Genomic DNA, 21,945 nt, shown 5'->3' with positions numbered 1-21,945 from the left:
AAGTCGGACCGCTAAGACGGCGACTTTCCTGAACGCCGCGATTGCACACCAATCCGTGAGGTGTTTATGAGCGCGACCCACACCGGCGCGGCGGCCAAGCCGTTCGTCAGCCATCCGATACGCCTGACTCTCAATCGTCGAGACATCCAACTGGATGTATTGCCCTGGACCACCCTGCTGGACCTGCTGCGCGAGCAACTGGACCTGACCGGCACCAAGAAGGGGTGCGACCACGGCCAGTGCGGCGCCTGCACCGTGTTGCTCAACGGTAAACGGGTGAACGCCTGCCTGACCCTGGCGGTGATGTGCGACGGTGCCGAATTGACCACCATCGAAGGCCTGGCCTCGGGGGAAGACCTGCACCCGATGCAGCAGGCGTTTATCAAACACGACGCCTTCCAGTGCGGCTATTGCACGCCGGGGCAGATTTGCTCGGCGGTGGGCCTGGCCCGGGAAGGCCGTGCCCACGACACCGCGCAAATCCAGGAACTGATGAGCGGCAACCTGTGCCGCTGCGGCGCCTACAACAACATCCGCGATGCCATCGAAGAAGCCTTGCCGGCGTGCCGTACCCAGGGAGGTGAGCAATGAATCCCTTCCATTACAGCAAGCCGGTGGACGTGCAGGAGGCGGTGCACCTGGTCAGCCCGGCATCGCGGTTTATTGCCGGTGGTACCAACCTGTTGGACCTGATGAAAGAAAACATCAGCCGCCCCGAGCACCTGATCGATATCACCGGCCTGCCGCTTCGCGATGTCGAAGAAACCACCGAAGGCGGCCTGATGATCGGCGCCCTGGTGAGCAACGCCGACCTCGCGTGGCACCCACTGATCGAGCAACGCTACCCGTTGCTGTCCCAAGCCATTCTCGCCGGCGCCTCGCCGCAATTGCGCAACATGGCCAGCACTGGCGGCAACCTGTTGCAACGCACCCGTTGCTATTACTTTTATGACGCCGCTGTGCCCTGTAACAAGCGCGAGCCCGGCAGCGGTTGCCCGGCGCGGGTCGGCTTGAATCGCATTCACGCGATTCTCGGCGCCAGCGATCAGTGCGTGGCCACCCATCCTTCGGATATGTGCGTGGCCCTGGCCGCGCTGGATGCCCGGGTGCACGTGCAGGGCCGGGGCGGTGCGCGGGTGATCGAGTTTGCCGACTTCCATCGGTTGCCGGGAGATGCGCCCCAGCGGGATAACCAGTTGGCCGATGATGAGTTGATCACCGCCATCGAGTTACCCGCCGACCACCTGGCAGCCCACAGCCACTACCTGAAGATCCGTGATCGGGCCTCCTATGCGTTTGCGCTGGTATCCGTCGCGGCGGCGCTGGAGCTGGACGGCGATGTGATCGTCGACGCCCGTCTGGCTCTGGGCGGCGTCGCCCACAAACCCTGGCGTGATCGCGCGGTGGAAGCCGCGCTGATCGGCCAGTCCGTCAGCCGCGAAACCTTTAGCAGCGCCGCCGAAGCCTTGCTGCAGGACGCCGAGCCTTTGGAACACAACGGCTTCAAGATCAAACTGGCACGCCGCGCGATCGTTCGCGCCCTGAGCGATGCCGCTGTTGCGGGAGCCACATCATGAGCGCGATCGGCAAACCGTTGGACCGGGTCGACGGTCTGCTCAAGGTAACCGGGCAAGCGCGATATGCCGGGGAATTTCCCGAAGATGGCCTGCTGCACGGCAGTGTGGTGTCGAGCAACATCGCCAAGGGCCGGGTCATCCGCATTGACGCTTCCAAAGCCCTGGCGCTGCCGGGCGTGGTGATGGTGCTCGATCACCTCAACCGCCCGAAACTGGCCAGCTACGACGACAGCTACGCCGATGCCGATGCCGCCGACGGCTCGCCATTTCGCCCGCTGTACAACGACCGCGTGCTGTACAGCGGCCAGCCGTTGGCATTGGTGATTGCCGATAACCTGGAGCTGGCGCGTCATGCCGGCTCTTTGGTTGAGATCGAATACACAGCCGAACCTTCCGAGACCGACCTGCTGGCCTTGCAGGACCAGGCGCACCCTTCGCCACAAACACCGCCCAAGCCGCGCGGCAACTTCCAGGCCGAATGGACCGGCGCCGCCACGAGCCTGGATCTGCACTACAGCACGCCCATCGAACACCACAACCCGATGGAGCCCCACGCCAGCACCGTGCTGTACCAGCCGGACGGCACCCTGCATATCCACGACAAGACCCAGGGCCCGCAGAACTGCCAGGCCTACGTGCAGAAAGTCTTCGGCTTGGATAAAAGCCAGGTGCGAATCTTCGCTGCATTTGTCGGTGGTGCCTTTGGTTCAGGCTTGCGGCCGCAGTACCAGTTGCCGCTGGCGGTGATGGCATCGCTGGCCTTGAAGCGTTCGGTGCGCGTCACCCTCACGCGTCAGCAGATGTTCACCTTCGGCTATCGCCCGCGCACTTTGCAGCGTCTGCAACTGGGCGCGGCCGCCAATGGTCGCTTGCTCGCCCTGGGCCACACCGCGATCGGCCAGACCTCGCGCTTCGAGGACTTCAGCGAGCACGTGGTGGAATGGAGCGGCATGCTCTATCACTGCGATAACGTGCTGCTGACCTACAAACTGGTGCCACTTGATGTGTTCACGCCGTTGGACATGCGCGCGCCTGGAGCGGCGCTCGGGGTGATCGGCCTGGAGTGCGCGATGGACGAACTGGCCTGCGCCCTGGGCATCGACCCGGTGCAACTGCGGCTGATCAACTACGCCGAGCGCAATCAGAACGAAGACAAGCCCTGGTCCAGCAAAGCCTTGCGCGAGTGTTACAGCGAAGGTGCCGAGCGTTTCGGCTGGAGCCAGCGCAACCCGGAACCGCGAAGCATGCGTGATGGCCGCCAACTGATCGGCTGGGGCATGGCCGGCGGTGTGTGGGAGGCCTTGCAAATGAAGGCCAGCGCAAAGGCGCGGATCGATCACCTGGGCAAGCTCACGGTCAGCAGTGCCACCACCGATATCGGCACCGGCACTTACACGGTCATGGCCCAGATTGCGGCCCAGGCCAGTGGCGTTCCGGTGAGTGACGTGACGTTCCTGTTGGGGGACTCCTCACTGCCGACGGCGCCGCTGCAGGGTGGCTCGTTTACCGTGTCGTCGGTGGGCAGTGCGGTGCAGCAGGCGTGTGAGGCGTTGAATGCCAAGCTGCTGGAGATTGCGCGCAAGACTTATCCGGCTTTTAAAGATGCAGAGTCGGCGCGGTTCGAAAATGGCCAGCTGCATGCTGGTGACCAGCGCATCTCCCTGGCGCAACTGGTACAGGACAGCGGTGAGCAGGCGCTGGAGGTTCAGGTGGATTGTGAACCGGGCAAACAGCGCGAAGGCTACGCCTCAGCCACGCATTCGGCAGTGTTTGTCGAAGTGCGGGTGGATGAAGACCTGGGCACCATCAAGGTCAGTCGGGTGGTCAGTGCGATTGCGGCCGGGCGGGTGGTTAATCCGAAGATGGCCCGCAGCCAGATTCTCGGCGGTGTGGTCTGGGGTATTGGCATGGCGTTGCATGAAGAGACCCAGATTGATCATGCATTGGGTCGCTACATGAACCACAGCCTGGCCGAGTACCACATCCCGGTAAACGCGGATATCGGCGAGATTGACGTGCTGTTTGTCGAAGAACACGACGAGATCGTCAACGCGCTGGGTTCCAAGGGCGTCGGCGAGATCGGGATCGTCGGGGTCGCGGCGGCGGTGGCCAACGCGGTGTATCACGCCACCGGCAAGCGGGTGCGGGACTTTCCCGTCACCCTCGATAAGGTCTTCTAAACCTTGGCGGGTTCTTCCACCGGCACATGCATGCGGTCGCGGTTGGCCAGGGTCGGGAACAGTTTGATCCAGACCCCGGTCACCACCAGCGTGCCGATGCCGCCCATGACCACGGCGGGGACGGTGCCGAACCAGTGGGCGGTGATTCCGGACTCAAATTCGCCCAACTGATTCGACGCGCCGATAAACAGCCCGTTGACCGCGCTGACCCGGCCGCGCATTTCATCCGGGGTTTCCAGCTGTACGAACGAGGCGCGGATCACCATGCTGATCATGTCCGCGGCGCCCAGCACCACCAGCACGGCCAAGGAGAACCAGAACGACGTCGACAGGCCGAACGCGATGGTGGCCACGCCAAACACCCCAACCGCCGTAAACATGATCCGCCCGACGTGCCGGTCTACGGCAAACCGCGCCAGCCACAACGACATCAGCAACGCCCCGACTGCCGGCGCCGACCGCAGCAGCCCGAGCCCCCACGGCCCGGTCAGCAGGATGTCCTTGGCAAACACCGGCAGCAACGCCGTGGCGCCGCCCAGCAGTACGGCAAACAGGTCCAGGGAAATCGCCCCGAGGATGTCCGGCCGGCTGCGGATAAAACGAATCCCGGCCAGCAGCGAATCCATGGTCGCCTTGGCCTTGTTCAAGGGCGTCTGGCGTGCGGGCAGGTTCAGGGTCAGCACGCAGGCAATCAGGTACAGCACCACCGTAGGGCCGTACACCCAGACACTGCCGAAGGCGTATAACAAACCGCCCAGTGCCGGCGCCACGATGGTGGCCAATTGCTGTGCCGATTGCGACGACGCCACGGCGCGGGGAAACAGCGCAGTGGGCACGATGCTCGGCAGCAGGGCCTGGGTGGTGGGCATTTCAAACGAACGCGCCGCGCCTAGCAGGAACGCCAAGATAAAAATCATTTCGCGGGTGACGTTGCCGGTCAGCCCGCCAATCGCCAGGGACAGCGCGATCAAGGCTTGAACGGTCTGGCAGATGGCCGCAACCTTGCGCCGTTCATAGCGGTCGGCCACATGGCCGGTGTGCAGCATGAACAGCACCCGTGGCACGAATTCCACCAGGCCGACCAAGCCCAGGTCCAGCACGTTGCCGGTCAGTTGGTAGAGGTTCCAGCCGATGGCCACGGTGAGCATCTGGAAGCCGCTGGCGGTGAAGATCCGCGCCAGCCAGAACGCGATGAAAGGGCGGTGGTGACGTAGTAGCAGCGCGGGTTCACTGGGCATCGGGGAGACGGGTCTGGGTGGGGGAAGGGTGAGGTTATCACCAACTTGTAACCAATAGTTGCGTAGGTGGGTTGGGGGGATGAGATATGGGCGCCCCTGACTGAGTACATATCCGTTTCTTCGGTAACGGCGGCTTATGGTCCGCTCTTACAGCGGCTCACTTTGGAAAAGCCCCAAAGTAAGCAAAGGGCTCTGCCCCGCCTGTCGGCACCTCGCCGAGGCTCGGTGTTCCCTCACTCCGGCATTGCTCCGCGGGCCGCCGCGACGGGCCATCCATGGCCCGGCGCGGGTAAACCGGCGTCCTGCCGGTTTACCCGCTCCGCAATACCTGCGTTCGGCCTCGGGCTTATTGGGGCAGTCAGATCAAAATCAAAAGCAGATCAAGAGCACAGCGGCCTACCGGCCGGCTTGAGTGTTAAAAGCCAGATCAAAAGCCAGAGCGAAAGCCAAATCTGAAGCTGATGCAGCTCTGCTTTTCTGTGGGAGCTGGCTTGCCTGCGATGCAGACACCTCGGTGCATCAGGTACACCCAGTTGATGCCATCGCAGGCAAGCCAGCTCCCACAGTTGACCGTGCTCGCTTTAGATTTTGATTTGGTTTTTGCTCTAAAACACTCAAGCCGGCCGGTAGGCCGCTGTGCTTTTGATCTGCTTTTGATCTTGATCTTAGGCGCCCCGTTAAACCACGCTGGCCGAACGCAGGCTTTGGAGCGTGGGTAACCCGGCAGGACGCCGGGTTAGCCGCGCTGGGCCAAGGATGGCCCATCGCGGCGGCCCACGGTCCAAAGCCGGAGTGAGGGCACACCGAGCCTGGGCGAGGTGCCGAGTGGTGGGGCAAGAGCGTTTTGCTTACTTTTGCGCTCTTCAAAAGTGAGCCGCTGTAAGAGCGGAACCATAGGCGGCCGTTACCCAGATAACGGATATACACCCAAAGCACGCCCAATCTCACCAGAGGCAACGCCCAGTGACCACTGAGGCAACCTGTCACGCGGCAAAAGACCACGCCTTGCTCTCGCGAAAATGGGACTACTCTTTCAGCAATGCTTGATCCAGATCAAAACCTTCGCCGGGATTGCTCTGGCGGCCGCAAGGCCAGAATCCCTGCGTGGTTGGTTATAAAAAGAAACGAATTTGAATTCGCCACACTCCATATCCGTGGGGGCAGTGGGTGCAGGCCTCCAGCCAGCATTCGGTATTACCTGACAGAGGAAGACTTATGTTCGGTTTGGAGGCGCTAGATCTCGCCCGAATTCAATTCGCGTTCACCATCTCATTCCATATCCTGTTCCCGGCCATCACCATTGGCCTGGCCAGTTACCTTGCGGTGCTGGAAGGCCTGTGGCTCAAGACCCACAACGACACCTACCGTGACCTCTACCATTTCTGGTCGAAGATCTTTGCCGTCAACTTCGGCATGGGCGTGGTCTCCGGTCTGGTGATGGCCTATCAGTTCGGCACCAACTGGAGCCGCTTCTCGGACTTCGCCGGTGCCGTCACCGGGCCGTTGCTGACCTATGAAGTGCTCACGGCGTTCTTCCTCGAAGCCGGCTTCCTTGGGGTCATGCTGTTCGGCTGGAACAAGGTCGGGCGCAAGCTGCACTTCTTTGCCACGGTGATGGTGGCCGTCGGCACGCTGATCTCGACCTTCTGGATTCTCGCCTCCAACAGCTGGATGCAGACACCACAGGGTTTTGAAATCATTGATGGCCGGGTGATTCCTACCGACTGGCTGGCCGTGATTTTCAACCCGTCGTTCCCTTACCGCCTGATGCACATGGCCACGGCAGCCTTCGTCGCGACCGCGTTCTTCGTCGGTTCTTCGGCAGCCTGGCACTTGCTGCGCGGCAAGGACAATCCCGCGATCCGCACCATGCTGTCGATGGCGATGTGGATGGCGCTGATTGTCGCGCCGATCCAGGCGGTCATCGGTGACTTCCACGGCCTGAATACCCTCAAGCATCAGCCGGCGAAGATCGCCGCGATTGAAGGCCACTGGGAAAATATCGGCAACGAGCCCACGCCGCTGATCCTGTTCGGCTGGCCGGACATGAAGGCTGAAAAAACCAAGTTCGCGGTGGAAATCCCGTACCTGGGCAGCCTGATCCTGACCCACTCCCTGGACAAGCAGGTGCCGGCCCTCAAGGAGTTCCCGCCTGAGGATCGTCCCAACTCGACCATCGTGTTCTGGTCCTTCCGGGTCATGGTGGGCCTGGGCTTCCTGATGATTTTCACCGGCCTGTTCAGCCTCTGGCTGCGCCGTGGCGACAAGATGTACACGTCCAAGCCGTTCCTGTACCTGGCGCTGTGGATGGGCCCGTCCGGCCTGATCGCGATTCTCGCCGGTTGGTTCACCACCGAAATCGGCCGACAGCCGTGGGTGGTCTACGGGCTGATGCGCACCGCGGACGCTTCGTCCAACCACAGCTTTGCGCAGATGAGCATTACGTTGGTGTTGTTTGTGGTGGTGTATTTCGCGCTGTTCGGCGCGGGCCTGGGCTACATGATGCGCCTGGTGCGCAAAGGGCCTGTGACCCACGAAAGCACCGAGCCTACTCACGGTGGCCCTGGGCAGAAACGCACACCGGCCCGTCCGTTGTCGGCGGCTGATGACAGTGCCGATGCCGATCACGGCGACACCTTGAACAAGGGGAACTGAGCCATGGGTATTGATCTTCCGCTGATCTGGGCCGTGATCATCATCTTCGGCATCATGATGTACGTGGTCATGGACGGCTTTGACCTGGGGATCGGCATTCTCTTCCCGTTCATCCCGGGCAAGACCGACCGTGACGTGATGATGAACACCGTCGCCCCCGTGTGGGACGGCAACGAAACCTGGCTGGTACTCGGCGGCGCGGCGTTGTTTGGCGCGTTCCCGCTGGCCTATTCGGTGGTGCTCTCGGCGCTGTACCTGCCACTGATGCTGATGCTGATCGGGCTGATCTTTCGAGGCGTGGCGTTTGAATTCCGCTTCAAGGCCAAGGACGACAAGCGTCACTTGTGGGACAAGGCCTTCATCGGCGGCTCGCTGGCGGCGACGTTCTTCCAGGGCGTAGCGCTGGGGGCGTTCATCGATGGCATCCCGGTGGTCGACCGCCAGTTTGCCGGTGGCTCACTGGATTGGCTGACGCCGTTCACGATGTTCTGCGGCGTGGCCCTGATCGTGGCGTATGCGCTGCTGGGTTGCACCTGGCTGATCATGAAGACCGAAGGCAGTTTGCAGGAGAAGATGCATAACCTGGCGCGGCCCCTGGCCTTCGTGGTGCTGGCGGTGATCGGTATCGTCAGCCTCTGGACGCCGCTGGCCCACCCGGAAATCGCGTCGCGTTGGTTCACCCTGCCTAACCTGTTCTGGTTCCTGCCGGTGCCGATCCTGGTACTGGTGACCATGTACGGACTGATTCGCGCCGTGGCCCGCAATGCGCACTACACGCCGTTCCTGCTGACGCTGGTGCTGATCTTCCTCGGCTACAGCGGTCTGGGGATCAGCCTGTGGCCGAATATCATCCCGCCATCGGTATCGATCTGGGACGCCGCCGCGCCGCCGCAAAGCCAGGGCTTCATGCTGGTGGGCACCCTGTTCATCATCCCGTTCATCCTGGGCTACACCTTCTGGAGCTACTACGTGTTCCGCGGCAAGGTCACCCACGAAGACGGTTATCACTAGGAGGATTGACTCATGTCCGGCAAACCTTCGTTGCACGACATTGAACAGGCTGAGAAAAAGCCGCTCTGGCAGCGCTTGGGCTGGCTGGCGATGATCTGGACCGGCAGCGTCCTGGCCCTGTTCGTGGTGGCCAGCCTGATGCGCATGTTCATGAATGCCGCGGGTCTGACCACCCACTGACATCCCGTTGTAACTATTGCCCTCCTTTATGGAGGGCTTTTTTATTTGCGCGCCTTGAGAATCACGAACTTCGGTGTGGTCGCCACTTGCTCGACGCCGCGGAACAACCGCGCCAACTTGGTGTGATAACCCAAGTGACGGTTGCCGACGATATACAGGGCGCCGCCCACTACCAACGCTTCCCGCGCCTGCTGGAACATGCGCCAGGCGAGGAAATCACCCACCACTTGCTGCTGGTGGAACGGCGGGTTGCACAGCACCACCTCCAGTGATTGCGGTTCTTGATCGGCCAGGCCGTCGCCGGGGCGAACCAGCACCTCGCGCTCACCCAATGCCGCGCGCCAGTTCTCGGCGGCCGATTGCACAGCCATATAGGACTCATCCACCAGCGTGTACTGCGCCTGCGGATTCTGCAGTGCGCTGACAATCGCCAACACGCCGTTGCCGCAGCCAAGGTCCGCCACGCGGGCGTCCCCCAGGTTTGCCGGAAGGTGCGGCAGGAAGGCCCGGGTGCCGATGTCCAGGCCTTCGCGGCAGAACACGTTGGCGTGGTTGAGCAGTTCGATGGCCGGAGTTTCCAGGCTGTAGCGCGTAGGGTAGGGCGATACGGCGTGTGGCCGATCGGCCTGGGTGGCGATCAGCAAGCGGGCCTTTTTTACCGCCAGTGAGGCGTGCATCGGGCCGACATAGCGCTCCAGCAATTCGCCGGCGGCCCGTGGCAAGTGCTTGACCATCGCCCCGGCAATCACCTCGGCGCCGGGTGCCAGTTGGCCTTGCAGGCGAATCAGTTGTTCTTCGAGCAGGGCCAGGGTTTTCGGCACGCGGATCAGTACGCGGTCGAACGGCCCGGTCGGTGTCTGGCTGGCGGGCAGGAGCGTTACCGCGTCGAAAGCCTTGCCGTTGCGCGCGAGGTTTTTCTCCAGGCCCAGGGCGCCGAGGAACGAGTCACCGCTGGAGGTGACCTGCACATGTCCTTCGAGGCTGGCCGCCAGCGCGCCGAAACTGTCGTTGAGCACCAATACGCGGGTCGCAGGCGTCGGCTGTTGTTCCGCCAGGTAGCTGAGCAAATACTCATCGGCTGCATCAAACGCTTGCAGCGGGTCGTTGTGCTGTTCTGGCTGACGGATCAGGTCGAGTTGGGCGAAGGGGCTGTCGAGCAGGGGCATGGCGGGGGAGACTCTGGGTAAGCGAACCATCGGGGTGAGCGGCGACGCGAGGCGCATCAGGGGCTCGCGTCATCACCCGGAACTGACCGCAAATGTTACTTTTTTTTCCCCTGGATTACATGCGGTGTTTAAAACAACCCGCATTTTACTGCCGTGATCACCGCGGCAATCTTGTTACTGACTCCTAGCTTCTTCATCGCACTGCTGATATGGAAGCCGACCGTGCGTTCGGACAGGCACAGGATGGTGGCGATGTCCGAGGCGGTCTTGCCCATGGCCGACCATTGCAGGATTTCGGTTTCACGCGGGGTCAATTTGCTGGGCGCTTGCGGACTGGGCTTGTCTGCATATTTTTTGGCCACCACCGCGTGCATGGCGTGGCAAATCCAGAGGACTTGTCCGGCTTTTTCATAGAGTTCTTCAGGGCCCACTGGGCCGATGGTGCGCCCCAGGCTCAACATGCTGAAAACACCCTGGAAGTCATGAACCGATTGGGTCCATCCGAAATTCAATCCGTTGGACTGGGCATGAGCCCATAAGTCCGGTACCGAGGAAAAGGTTTTCTCGTCCCATACGATCGGTAGAACCGAGCGTTTGCAATGCGCAACCACAGGGTCGAAATCAAAGTAGTGCTCTTGTCTGTACAGCGTATTCCACTCATTTGAATAGTTGTTTAGGTTGACGGTTTTCGTTTGGTTGTTGGGTAGATGAGAACTAAGGGTGAATGCGCAGTATTGGAAGCCAAGCTCGTAGGTAAGGTTGAGGGCAGCTTCGTACATGCTGGTTATTTCGCTTTCCCCTTCGAGTTTGGGCAGGCGAGTGTTGTGCCAGTTGACCATCGGTAACTCTCCATGTGCATGTTTTTTACATGGGGTACTTCCAAGGCCCCCGTTTACGGCATGAAAAAATAGTGTAGGACAACGGCTATAGCTCGAAATGAAAATTTGGTTATGTTCGGCTGAGTGGTGGATGAGGAGTATTTGTACAAACTAACTACGGTGTACAAGGTGCAGGTGTTCGATAAGATTTTTCTATTTTTTTTAACGACTTGCTGTGAATGCCGCTTGTTAATATTTAATTGCGTTCCATCATCTAATGGCTTGTTGAAAGGAGGCTAATAGCCAAATATTTAGTACTGCCCAGCGGTTGCCCATGGGCGCAGCGGCAATGCCAGCACAAACCATCGGTGTTTCCAGGAGGCGCTTTGAGGGACACTAGGGGCCTCTGCAAATGGAGTTTCCCATGACGGCCAGTGCTGAAAAATACACCCGCCAGACCTTGCTCGACGTGCAATCGCTGACCCCCAGCCTGTTTACCCTGCGCACTACCCGAGACCCGGGCTTTCGCTTTCGCGCCGGGCAATTCGTGCGCCTGGGGGTGACCAAGGCCGATGGCAGCATTGTGTGGCGTGCTTATTCAGTGGTGTCCTCGCCCTTTGACGAGCACCTGGATTTCTTCTCTATCGTCGTGCCGGGTGGCGAGTTCACCAGTGAACTCAGCCGCCTGCGCGAGGGCGATACCCTGCTGGTGGAACGCCAGGCCACGGGCTTTTTGACTCTGGACCGGTTTGTGGATGGTCGCGATCTGTTGCTGCTGGGCACCGGGACCGGAATTGCGCCGTTTCTGTCGATCCTGCAGGACTTCGAGGTGTGGGAAAAATTCGAGCGGATCATCCTCGTCTATAGCGCCCGCGAAGCAAGGGAGTTGGCTTACCAGTCGTTGATCCATGAGCTGGGCGAACGAGAGTACCTGGCGGAGCACGCCCACAAGCTCACCTACATTCCTATCGTGACCCGTGAGCAACATCCGGGCGCGCTGAATGGGCGGATTACCACCCTGATCGAGAACGGCGAATTGGAACGCGCCGCAGGCATCGAGCTGACCCCTGAGCATTCCAGAGTGATGATTTGCGGCAACCCGCAGATGATCGACGACACGCGCCAGTTGCTGAAACAGCGTGACATGCAACTGAGCCTGACCCGTCGCCCGGGCCAGGTCGCGGTAGAAAACTACTGGTAAAACAAAGGCGCCCTGCAGGCGCCTTTGTTTTGTTTGCCGAGCTTACTCGGGCTTGCTGTTCTGTGCCTTGAGCAGATCGCGGATCTCCCCCAGCAGCTCTTCTTCCTTGGTCGGAACCGGCGGCAAGGTGGGCGCCACGGCCTCTTCGCGCTTCAGGCGGTTGATGGCCTTCACACCCATGAAGATCGCAAACGCAACGATCACAAAGTCGATCACGCTCTGGATGAACTTGCCGTACGCCAGCACCACGGCAGGGGCATCGCCCTGGGCGGCCTTGAGCGTCACGGCCAAGTCGCCAAAATCGACTCCCCCGATCAACAGGCCGATGGGGGGCATCACCACGTCGCCTACAAAGGAGGAAACGATTTTGCCGAAGGCGGCGCCGATGATAATACCGACGGCCATGTCGACCACATTACCTTTGACCGCGAAGGCCTTGAACTCACTTAACACGCCCATAGGTTATTCCTTGTTACAGATGAGGAGGTAGAAGCCAGTGTAAGACAGTGTGGCGCGGCTTGCGCGACACAACTGCTTACAGTGTCCGTTTTTATCGACACATTAAATCGCAAATAGTTTGCAAAGTGCCATCAATCGCGCGCGGAATACCCGCTATTTCAGGGGGTTACCACACTATTTTCTTAATCGGGCTGGTACGGCTTTTCTATTTATCTTCTGACTCCCGGGTCACTAGCCTCTGGCAAGCACAACTCAATGTGCACTAAAAAAACCAGAGGATACCTCGATGAAAAACCCTATTAGCCGCGGGCCTATTTCTGCGCGACAGGTGCTGTTTGTAGTGAGCGCCAGTCTTCTTTCGCTGTCCGTACACGCCGCCAACCTCACCCGCGATAATGGCGCAGCGGTTGGCGACAATCAGAATTCGCAAACCGCCGGGGCCAATGGCCCGGTCCTGTTGCAAGACGTGCAACTGATCCAGAAATTGCAGCGCTTTGATCGTGAGCGTATTCCGGAGCGTGTTGTACATGCCCGAGGCACCGGCGCCCACGGTACGTTCACCGTCACCGACAACCTCAGCGACCTGACCAAGGCCAAGGTATTTGCCGCCGGTGAAGCCACGCCGGTATTTGTGCGGTTTTCTGCGGTCGTTCACGGTAACCATTCGCCGGAAACCTTGCGTGATCCACGCGGCTTCGCCACCAAGTTCTACACCGCCGAAGGTAACTGGGACTTGGTCGGTAATAACTTCCCGACGTTCTTTATTCGCGATGCGATCAAGTTCCCGGACATGGTTCACGCCTTTAAACCAGACCCGCGCACTAACCTGGATGACGATTCCCGTCGCTTTGACTTCTTCTCCCATGTTCCGGAGTCCACTCGTACGTTGACCGAGTTGTACTCGGACTCCGGTACTCCAGCCAGTTACCGGGAAATGGACGGTAACGGTGTACACGCCTACAAGTTGATTAACGCCAAGGGCGAAGTGCACTACGTCAAGTTCCACTGGAAGAGCCTGCAAGGCATCAAGAACCTTGATCCAAAACAGGTCACTGAAGTTCAAGGGCGTGATTACAGCCATATGACCAATGACTTGGTCACACACATTAACAAGGGCGACTTCCCCAAGTGGGACTTGTATGTGCAAGTACTTAAACCTGAAGACTTGGCCAAGTTTGATTTTGACCCGCTGGACGCCACCAAGATCTGGCCCAACGTGCCAGAGCGCAAAGTCGGGCAAATGGTGCTGAACCGGAACCCGGCCAACGTCTTCCAGGAAACCGAGCAAGTGGCCATGGCGCCGGCCAACCTGGTGCCGGGCATCGAGCCGTCGGAAGACCGCCTGCTGCAAGGCCGGGTGTTCTCCTATGCCGATACGCAAATGTACCGCCTGGGGCCAAACGCCCTGCAACTGCCGATCAACGCACCCCGGGTGACCGTCAACAACGGTAACCAGGACGGCGCGATGAACTTCGGCAAGACCACCACTGGCGTGAACTACCAGCCAAGCCGCCTGCTGCCACGGGAAGAGCCGCAAACCGCGCGCTACAGCCAGTCGGCCCTGTCGGGCAGTACCCAGCAAGCGAAGATTCAGCGTGAGCAGAACTTCAAGCAGGCCGGCGACCTGTACCGCTCGTTCAACAAGAAAGAGCGTCAGGACTTGATCGACAACTTCGGCGGCTCCCTGGCCACCACCGATGACGAAAGCAAGCACATCATCCTGTCGTTCCTCTACAAGGCGGATCCGGAGTACGGCACCGGTGTGACCAAAGTCGCCAAGGGTGACCTGGCCCGCGTCAAGGCGCTGGCTGAAAAGCTGACTGACTGATTGGCCCCGTCGGCGCCCGAGCGGGCGCCGACACCCTGGCAGGAGAAACCCCATGCGTATCTACATCGCGTTATTCACCGCTTTGCTGGCCCTCACCGCCCATGCCGAGTCGCCTGACCCCCAGGCGGTCCAGGCACAGCTACAGGATTATTACTTCGATGCCGCCCGCCGTGGCGATGTGGACATGCTCAACACGTTCATCGACTCCGGCTATTCGCTGAACACCCAGGATGAAAAAGGCTACACGGCGCTGATTCTCGCCGCCTATCACGGCGAAAGTGCCTACGTGGACCGATTGCTCGCCGCCGGTGCCGACGCCTGTGTACAAGACAAGCGCGGCAACACCGCCTTGATGGGTGCGATCTTCAAGGGGGAGCTGAAAATCGCCCAGCGCCTGCTGGCCACCGACTGCAACCCCGACCAGCGCAACGGCGCCGGACAAACGGCGGCCATGTATGCCGGACTGTTCAAACGTGTGGAATTGCTGGATGAGCTGAAAGCCAAGGGCGCGGATCTCAACGCCGAAGACCCGATTGGTAACAGCGCTTCACGTTTGGCCAGCGGTGAAATCCGTACCCCGGCGCCGCGCTGAGCTATCATCGCGGTTTTTCGGTTGGAGGTTCTCAAATGGCAAAGGCCAAGCGCATGTATGGCTGCACGGAGTGCGGCGCGACCTTTCCCAAGTGGGCCGGCCAGTGCACTGAATGTGGTGCCTGGAACACCTTGACCGAAACCATGATCGAAAGTGGTGGTGCCGTGGTCCCCAGCGGCCGTTCCGGCTGGACTGGGCAGCAAACCCAGATCAAGACCCTGGCGGAAGTCAGTGTTGAAGAAATTCCGCGTTTCTCCACGGCCTCCGGTGAGCTGGACCGGGTGCTGGGCGGCGGCCTGGTGGACGGCTCGGTGGTGCTGATCGGCGGTGACCCGGGCATCGGTAAATCCACGATCCTGCTGCAAACCCTGTGCAGCATCGCCAGCCGCATGCCGGCGCTGTATGTCACCGGTGAAGAATCCCAGCAGCAAGTGGCCATGCGTGCGCGCCGCCTGGGCCTGCCTCAGGACCAACTGCGGGTGATGACCGAAACCTGCATCGAAAGCATCATCGCCACCGCGCGCCTGGAAAAGCCCAAGGTGATGGTGATCGACTCGATCCAGACGATTTTCACCGAACAACTGCAATCGGCACCGGGTGGCGTGTCCCAGGTGCGGGAAAGTGCCGCGCTGCTGGTGCGCTATGCAAAACAGAGCGGTACGGCGATTTTCCTGGTGGGCCACGTGACCAAGGAAGGCGCGCTGGCCGGCCCGCGGGTGTTGGAACACATGGTCGACACCGTGCTGTATTTCGAAGGCGAGTCCGATGGGCGGTTGCGTTTGTTGCGGGCGGTGAAGAACCGTTTTGGCGCGGTCAACGAGCTCGGAGTGTTCGCCATGACTGACCGGGGCTTGAAAGAAGTCTCCAACCCGTCGGCGATTTTTCTTACCCGTGCCCAGGAAGAAGTCCCGGGCAGTGTGGTGATGGCAACGTGGGAAGGCACCCGCCCGATGCTGGTGGAAGTGCAGGCGCTGGTGGATGACAGCCACCTGGCCAACCCGCGCCGCGTCACCCTGGGCCTGGATCAGAACCGCCTGGCGATGTTGCTGGCGGTGCTGCACCGCCACGGCGGCATTCCCACCCATGACCAGGACGTTTTCCTCAACGTGGTGGGCGGGGTCAAGGTATTGGAAACCGCGTCTGACTTGGCATTAATGGCGGCAGTGATGTCCAGCCTGCGCAACCGGCCGTTGCCCCACGACTTGCTGGTGTTCGGCGAAGTGGGCCTGTCGGGTGAAGTGCGCCCGGTGCCCAGCGGCCAGGAGCGCCTGAAGGAAGCGGCCAAGCACGGCTTCAAGCGCGCCATCGTGCCCAAGGGCAATGCGCCGAAAGAAATGCCACCGGGGCTGCAAGTGATCGGGGTGACGCGCCTGGAGCAGGCGCTGGATGCCCTGTTCGAATAGTCGCCAGCCACACATCACCCCCTGTGGGAGCCGGGCTTGCCCGCGATGGCGGTGTATCAGCTGATTGACATGCAAACTGACACACCGCCATCGCAGGCAAGCCAGCTCCCCCATTTTCAGATCTCCAGCAAGGCCGCGAATTCCCGCTCCAGCTCCTCCTGATCGCCGAGGTTCAGCTCGATTATCCGCCGCAGGTGGCTGATGGAGTCGAGGTCGATGTGCTCGCATACAAAGCCGAGCTGCCCATGATCATCATGGGTCAGCCGCACCTGCATCTTTACGTCGGTCTCCGCGTCCAGATGAATGTCCACATCGAATGATTCGTAGCGATGGCCGTGCCAGTCTCGCGGCCGTTGCACCAGCAAGCCCTTGAGCGACAAATCTACCAATTGCACCGACCAGACATGGCCGTCTTGCGTGAGCTCGGTCCTGGCATCGAAGGCGATGCGTCGGAAACGGCGTCGGTCGGAAGGCTGTTCGCTCATGGTGAAACCCTCTGTGGATAAAAGAATTGTAGCCGTGCGCCATCATTGGGCAGTTTTTTCTGCTTTTTTCGCCCCGGCAAGGCTCTAGACCAACGTAGGGGGGTGGCCTTTAAGGCCAGTAGCGCTAAACTCGGGATGGCTGTCTTTCTGTCCACCCTGGCTGGAATATAAAAATGAAAAATAATAATAGCCTGCTACGCCATCTACCCTGGCTGCTGCTGGCAATCGTAGGAGCGTGCGCCCTGGGCGTAGTGGCCTTGCGCCGCGGCGAGGCGATCAACGCCTTGTGGATTGTGGTCGCAGCAGTGGCCATTTATCTGGTTGCTTACCGTTACTACAGTCTGTTCATCGCTAATCATGTGATGCAGCTTGATCCACTGCGGGCGACCCCCGCTGTGCTCAACAACGACGGTCTGGACTATGTGCCGACCAACAAACACATCCTTTTCGGTCACCACTTTGCGGCAATCGCTGGCGCAGGGCCGTTGGTCGGCCCGGTACTGGCCGCGCAGATGGGTTACCTGCCCGGCACCTTGTGGCTGATCGCCGGCGTGGTGCTGGCGGGGGCGGTGCAGGACTTCATGGTCCTGTTCCTGTCCACCCGGCGCAACGGCCGTTCCCTGGGGGACATGGTCCGCGAAGAAATGGGCCGTGTGCCCGGGACCATCGCGCTGTTTGGCTGCTTCCTGATCATGATCATCATCCTCGCGGTGCTGGCGCTGATCGTGGTCAAGGCCCTGGCCGAAAGCCCGTGGGGCATCTTCACGGTGATGGCAACCATCCCGATCGCGATGTTCATGGGCATCTACATGCGCTACATCCGCCCGGGCCGCATCGGTGAAATCTCGATTGTCGGCGTGCTGTTGCTGCTGGGTTCGATCTGGCTGGGCGGGCAGATTGCCGCGGACCCGGTATGGGCCAAGGCCTTCAGCTTCACCGGCATCCAGATCACCTGGATGCTGGTGGGTTATGGCTTTGTGGCTGCCGTGTTGCCAGTGTGGCTGATCCTCGCACCACGGGACTACCTGTCTACTTTCCTGAAAATCGGCACCATCATCGCCCTGGCGATTGGCATCCTGGTGACCATGCCCGACCTGAAAATGCCGGCGCTGACCCAGTTCATCGATGGCACTGGCCCGGTGTGGAAGGGCGGCCTGTTCCCGTTCCTGTTCATCACCATCGCCTGTGGCGCGGTCTCGGGTTTCCACGCACTGATCTCCTCGGGCACCACGCCCAAGTTGCTGGCCAGTGAAGGGCACGCCCGTTACATCGGCTACGGCGGCATGTTGATGGAGTCGTTCGTGGCCATCATGGCGATGGTTGCTGCTTCGGTGATCGAGCCAGGGGTGTACTTTGCCATGAACAGTCCGGCCGCCATTGTCGGTGCTGACGTGGTGACCGTTGCGCAAACTGTCAGCAGCTGGGGTTTTGCAATTACGCCGGAAGCGTTGCAGGCGGTGGCGCATGACATTGGTGAGTCCACCATCCTGGCCCGTGCCGGTGGTGCGCCGACCCTGGCGGTCGGTATCGCGCAGATCCTGCACAGTGTCCTGCCGGGTGAAAACACCATGGCGTTCTGGTACCACTTTGCGATCCTGTTTGAAGCGCTCTTCATCCTGACCGCAGTCGACGCCGGTACCCGTGCCGGTCGCTTCATGCTTCAGGATCTGCTTGGCTCCTTCGTACCGGCCCTCAAGCGTACCGAGTCTTGGACCGCCAACCTGATCGCTACCGCAGGTTGTGTGGCGATGTGGGGTTACCTGCTGTACCAAGGCGTGATCGACCCACTGGGCGGCATCAACACCTTGTGGCCGCTGTTCGGTATCTCCAACCAGATGCTGGCCGGTATCGCGCTGATGCTCGCCACCGTTGTGCTGATCAAAATGAAACGCCAGCGCTACATCTGGGTGACCATGCTGCCGGCTGTCTGGCTGCTGATCTGCACCGTGACCGCAGGCTTCATCAAGTTGTTCGACGCCAACCCGGCGATCGGCTTCCTGTCCCTGGCCAAGAAGTACAGCGATGCCCTGGCCGCCGGCCAGATCCTCGCACCGGCCAAGAGCATCGACCAGATGCAACACGTGATCTGGAACGCCTACACCAACGCAACGCTGACGGCGCTGTTCCTGTTTGTGGTCTTCAGCATCCTGTTCTATGCGCTCAAGGTCGGCATCGCCGCCTGGGGCAAAAAGGAACGTACGGATAAAGAAGCGCCATTCCAGGCCATCCCGGACGCTTGATAGAGGATTGCAATCATGTTCAATGACATCAGTCGCCTCGGTAAATACCTCGGTCAGGCCGCACGCCTGATGGTCGGCATGCCCGACTACGACACTTACGTCGAGCATATGCAAACCAAACACCCGGACAAGCCGATGATGGACTACAAGGCGTTCTTCAGGGAACGCCAGGAAGCCCGTTACGGCGGCAAGGGTGGGCCCAAGTGCTGCTAGCCCGGTAAGTACGGGTTGCGGTGATCCCTTGTGGGAGCGGGCTTGCTCGCGAAGGCGGTCTTTCAGTGAGGTATGTGCTGACTGACACGCCGCCTTCGCGAGCAAGCCCGCTCCCACATTTGTTTTGTGTTCCTTCAGTTATTAAGGAGAACTGTCTTTGTCCTCTCCCATTCCCGTCACCGTCCTCAGCGGCTTTCTCGGCGCTGGCAAGACCACCTTGTTGCGCCACCTGCTCAAGGCCGAGCACGGCTTGAAAATCGCCGTGATCGAAAACGAATTCAGCGACGCCGGTATCGACACCCAACTGCTGGGCACCGAGCCGGTGCAAGTCATGACCCTGTCCAATGGCTGCGTGTGCTGCACCATCCATACCGATCTGACCAAGGCCCTGTACCTGCTGCTGGAGCGCCTGGACAGTGGCGAAATCGCCTTCGATCGCCTGGTGATTGAATGCACCGGCCTGGCCGACCCGGCCCCGGTGGCCCAGACCTTTTTCATCGATGAAGAGCTGCGCGAGCGCTACATCCTCGACGGCATCATTACCCTGGTGGACGCGGCCCACGCCGAGCACCACCTGACCCAGACCATCGCCCAGGCGCAGATCGGTTTTGCCGACCGCCTACTGGTGAGCAAGCGTGATCTGGTGGACGACGCCACTTTTGACGCCCTCAGCGAGCGCCTGACCCGCATTAACCGTCGGGCACCGATTCGCGTGGTGGAACACGGCAAGATCGACCTCGCCGAACTGCTGGATGTGCGCGGCTTCAACCTCAACGCCGGCATGAGTCTGCGCCCGGTGAGCCAGGCGCCGTCCATCGATCGCATTTCCAGCCTGGTGCTGCGCACTGACCAGCCGCTGGATATCGACAAACTCAGCGAGTTCATGAACGAGCTGCTGGAAGACCACGGCAAGCAATTGCTGCGCTACAAGGGCGTGCTGAACATTGCCGGGGAAGACCGGCGCATGGTGTTCCAGGGCGTGCTGAAGCTCTACGGGTTTGATTGGGATACCGAATGGGCCGAAGGCGAGACGCGGGAAAGTGTGATTGTGTTTATTGCTGACGAGTTGCCGGAAGAGAAGATTCGCGAAGGCTTTGCCCGGGTCCACCAAACCCTGACTTGAAATGCACTCAATATGTGGGAGCTGGCTTGCCTGCGATAGCGGTGTGTCAGTTACAGGTATCTCAACTGGCACACCGCTATCGCAGGCAAGCCAGCTCCCACATTTGACCTTATTTCAATTTGAAATCGGCCAAAAAAAAGCCCGGCTCAAAGGCCTAATGCTGTTCACTTAAGCGGAGCAGCCTTACGGTCTACTGGAAATCGGGTTTTTGAGATCTTCACCGTCCTTGGCCTCGAAGGCCTTGGACGGTGATCCAGAAACAATCCTCCGATACCTGCCCTTAACTCTGCCAATCGTCTCCCTGTCGCTGAAATCGGGTTGGCCGCAGCCATCACAATCAATTGCACCGCGATGTACTGACAAGCCGGTTTGAAACGGATGTCCGAGGGCGCTCGGCCAAACGCCACCGCTGCCTGACTGGCTTCCCGACGAATTACGTTGTAAGCCAGCAAAAGTCCCCACACCTCCTGATAAATCAGCTCGACTTTTTTGCTGCGCAAGGTCATAGCGTTCTGTTGCATCGAACTCTTGATGTCCCTGAAGCCCAGCTCGATCTCCCAGCGTTCCTGATAAAGCTTGGCAACGGCCTTGGTGTTGTAGGTCTCGGCCGGCAAGGACGTCATGACGGTCTTCACTTTGCCTTGCATTTCATAGCTGACTTCACGTACCTCCCAGTGCGATGGAAGGACCGGATTTCGCTTTCTGGCCTGCGGTGAGACTTTCATGCGCACCAAACGGTCATGCATGCTGTAACGGGCCACTTCCTCACAGACCAGTCCTTTTTTGCCGGGATCAACCAATGACGGTGGGTGCCCGAACGGCTCAAACTCGACAGTAGCTCGGCGCCCCAGAACCCTTTGTCGAACAGCGTCACTGAGTGGTCGGGAATCTGCTGCAAAAACTCGTCGGCCAAGCGCATTTCACTGCGTCGGTAAGGGCTCAATTGAGCATCCAGGATCACATGCGAACGCACATTCATCAGCGCCACCAGGCGCAGCATGGGAAACGGTGTCTGGCGCTCACTCGGGGTGTTTCCCGATCCAAAGTGATCTCGCAGCTCGGGCGTATCCGGAGTGCGTAAAAGTGCACCGTCCACCGCGAATACCTGCAGGTCGTGCCAGGCATCATCGTCGTAGCGCTCCGCCCCCCATTGAGTACCGGTCTTGCGAAACAGCCACTCAACAGGATCGGCACCGAGCCGCTTTCGCGCCTCGGTCACACCGCTGCGGGCCAACAAGTGGTCAGAAGCCAGGCCTTGGGCGCAGATGTTCAAACGTCTGGCCACTTCGTGAACCGGCTCATCTCGAAATAGCGCCATCCCCAGTACCAACCAAAGCACTTGATCAGCGGGCAGGCGACGCCGGCGAATGGTGGCCTGACTGGAAAGATCCAGCGCAGACGCTACCCACTCAATGGGAATATTTTGGGTAAAGGTGCTCAGGTCGCAGAAGTTGAAAAGGTCGCCGAGGTCAAGCAGGTCCTGTTGAACAGACATAAAAAATCCGATGCCAGAGGTCTGGTATCGGATTTTCTAGGAAGCCCGGCGTGGGCTCAAATGCTTAAGTGAACAGCATTA

At 60.1% G+C, this 21,945-nt stretch carries 18 protein-coding genes and 1 pseudogene; 13 read left to right on the top strand and 6 right to left on the bottom strand.

Annotated features, from left to right (window positions below):
* Positions 1 to 66 precede the first annotated feature (66 nt).
* From JFU58_RS12900 to JFU58_RS12890, 3 genes are read left to right on the top strand one after another with little or no spacing between them, the layout of a single operon-like run.
* On the top strand, positions 67 to 591 hold the full coding sequence (locus JFU58_RS12900) for a (2Fe-2S)-binding protein (protein ID WP_201140854.1): 525 nt from the start codon (positions 67 to 69) through the stop codon (positions 589 to 591).
* On the top strand, positions 588 to 1,577 hold the full coding sequence (locus JFU58_RS12895; RefSeq protein WP_063026983.1) for an FAD binding domain-containing protein: 990 nt from the start codon (positions 588 to 590) through the stop codon (positions 1,575 to 1,577). Before JFU58_RS12900 ends, JFU58_RS12895 begins: the two co-directional genes overlap by 4 nt.
* Positions 1,574 to 3,757, top strand: a complete 2,184-nt coding sequence (locus tag JFU58_RS12890) for a xanthine dehydrogenase family protein molybdopterin-binding subunit (protein WP_063026984.1) — start codon at positions 1,574 to 1,576, stop codon at positions 3,755 to 3,757. The genes JFU58_RS12895 and JFU58_RS12890 overlap by 4 nt, the downstream gene beginning before the upstream one ends.
* Here the strand turns inward: JFU58_RS12890 and JFU58_RS12885 are convergent.
* A complete protein-coding gene (locus tag JFU58_RS12885) occupies positions 3,754 to 4,995 on the bottom strand; it encodes an MFS transporter (RefSeq protein WP_063026986.1) in 1,242 nt (413 codons plus the stop codon). The genes JFU58_RS12890 and JFU58_RS12885 overlap by 4 nt on opposite strands.
* 1,215 nt (positions 4,996 to 6,210) lie before the next feature.
* Between JFU58_RS12885 and JFU58_RS12880 the strand changes: the two genes are divergently transcribed.
* From JFU58_RS12880 to JFU58_RS12870, 3 genes are read left to right on the top strand one after another with little or no spacing between them, the layout of a single operon-like run.
* The gene (locus JFU58_RS12880) at positions 6,211 to 7,650 is read left to right on the top strand and encodes a cytochrome ubiquinol oxidase subunit I (RefSeq protein ID WP_008432808.1); all 1,440 of its coding nucleotides are present in this window, start codon (positions 6,211 to 6,213) and stop codon (positions 7,648 to 7,650) included.
* Between the two features lie 3 nt (positions 7,651 to 7,653).
* Positions 7,654 to 8,661, top strand: a complete 1,008-nt coding sequence (gene cydB / locus JFU58_RS12875) for a cytochrome d ubiquinol oxidase subunit II (RefSeq protein WP_008432810.1) — start codon at positions 7,654 to 7,656, stop codon at positions 8,659 to 8,661.
* Between the two features lie 12 nt (positions 8,662 to 8,673).
* Positions 8,674 to 8,841 (top strand): DUF2474 domain-containing protein, encoded by a 168-nt coding sequence (locus JFU58_RS12870; protein ID WP_003215809.1) that lies wholly within the window; start codon positions 8,674 to 8,676, stop codon positions 8,839 to 8,841.
* Positions 8,842 to 8,882: 41 nt separating this feature from the next.
* Here JFU58_RS12870 and JFU58_RS12865 read toward each other — a convergent pair whose 3' ends face one another.
* Positions 8,883 to 10,007 carry a methyltransferase gene (locus tag JFU58_RS12865; protein ID WP_201140853.1) on the bottom strand — a complete coding sequence of 375 codons (1,125 nt, stop codon included), beginning with the start codon at positions 10,005 to 10,007 and terminating at the stop codon, positions 8,883 to 8,885.
* A gap of 128 nt (positions 10,008 to 10,135) precedes the next feature.
* Positions 10,136 to 10,846, bottom strand: a complete 711-nt coding sequence (locus tag JFU58_RS12860) for a helix-turn-helix transcriptional regulator (protein WP_063026996.1) — start codon at positions 10,844 to 10,846, stop codon at positions 10,136 to 10,138.
* 403 nt (positions 10,847 to 11,249) lie between these two features.
* On the opposite strand from JFU58_RS12860, the gene JFU58_RS12855 reads away from it, so the two are divergent.
* Entirely contained in the window at positions 11,250 to 12,026 is a 777-nt protein-coding gene (locus JFU58_RS12855) for a ferredoxin--NADP reductase (RefSeq protein ID WP_201140852.1), read from the top strand.
* A gap of 42 nt (positions 12,027 to 12,068) precedes the next feature.
* On the opposite strand, the gene mscL is transcribed toward JFU58_RS12855, so the two are convergent.
* Positions 12,069 to 12,485 carry a large-conductance mechanosensitive channel protein MscL gene (gene mscL, locus JFU58_RS12850; RefSeq protein WP_010174913.1) on the bottom strand — a complete coding sequence of 139 codons (417 nt, stop codon included), beginning with the start codon at positions 12,483 to 12,485 and terminating at the stop codon, positions 12,069 to 12,071.
* A 286-nt stretch (positions 12,486 to 12,771) separates the two neighbouring features.
* Between mscL and katB the strand changes: the two genes are divergently transcribed.
* The 3 genes from katB to radA are packed head-to-tail and all read left to right on the top strand — an operon-like array spanning position 12,772 to position 16,308.
* Entirely contained in the window at positions 12,772 to 14,313 is a 1,542-nt protein-coding gene (katB, locus tag JFU58_RS12845; RefSeq protein WP_017477839.1) for a catalase KatB, read from the top strand.
* Positions 14,314 to 14,365: 52 nt separating this feature from the next.
* Positions 14,366 to 14,905: an ankyrin repeat domain-containing protein gene (locus JFU58_RS12840; protein ID WP_177070193.1), complete on the top strand. Its 540-nt coding sequence runs from the start codon at positions 14,366 to 14,368 to the stop codon at positions 14,903 to 14,905.
* Between the two features lie 35 nt (positions 14,906 to 14,940).
* Positions 14,941 to 16,308 (top strand): DNA repair protein RadA, encoded by a 1,368-nt coding sequence (radA, locus tag JFU58_RS12835; protein WP_201140851.1) that lies wholly within the window; start codon positions 14,941 to 14,943, stop codon positions 16,306 to 16,308.
* Between the two features lie 116 nt (positions 16,309 to 16,424).
* Here radA and JFU58_RS12830 read toward each other — a convergent pair whose 3' ends face one another.
* Entirely contained in the window at positions 16,425 to 16,793 is a 369-nt protein-coding gene (locus tag JFU58_RS12830) for a PilZ domain-containing protein (RefSeq protein ID WP_201140848.1), read from the bottom strand.
* A gap of 173 nt (positions 16,794 to 16,966) precedes the next feature.
* On the opposite strand from JFU58_RS12830, the gene JFU58_RS12825 reads away from it, so the two are divergent.
* From JFU58_RS12825 to yjiA, 3 genes are all read left to right on the top strand, one after another.
* Complete coding sequence (locus JFU58_RS12825; RefSeq protein ID WP_063027003.1) at positions 16,967 to 19,033, top strand: carbon starvation CstA family protein; 2,067 nt, start codon at positions 16,967 to 16,969, stop codon at positions 19,031 to 19,033.
* 15 nt (positions 19,034 to 19,048) lie between these two features.
* On the top strand, positions 19,049 to 19,246 hold the full coding sequence (locus JFU58_RS12820) for a YbdD/YjiX family protein (protein ID WP_003176208.1): 198 nt from the start codon (positions 19,049 to 19,051) through the stop codon (positions 19,244 to 19,246).
* A 157-nt stretch (positions 19,247 to 19,403) separates the two neighbouring features.
* Positions 19,404 to 20,369: a GTPase gene (gene yjiA / locus JFU58_RS12815; RefSeq protein ID WP_201140846.1), complete on the top strand. Its 966-nt coding sequence runs from the start codon at positions 19,404 to 19,406 to the stop codon at positions 20,367 to 20,369.
* Between the two features lie 164 nt (positions 20,370 to 20,533).
* Here yjiA and JFU58_RS12810 read toward each other — a convergent pair.
* Positions 20,534 to 21,864, bottom strand: a pseudogene (locus tag JFU58_RS12810) (IS4 family transposase).
* Between the last annotated feature and the right edge of the window lie 81 nt (positions 21,865 to 21,945).

Origin of the sequence: Pseudomonas sp. TH34 (genome assembly GCF_016650865.1) — a bacterium.
Lineage (GTDB): Bacteria > Pseudomonadota > Gammaproteobacteria > Pseudomonadales > Pseudomonadaceae > Aquipseudomonas > Aquipseudomonas yamanorum.
The sequence above is the reverse complement of the archived record's forward strand: the minus strand, read 5'-3'. Positions and strand labels throughout refer to the sequence as shown.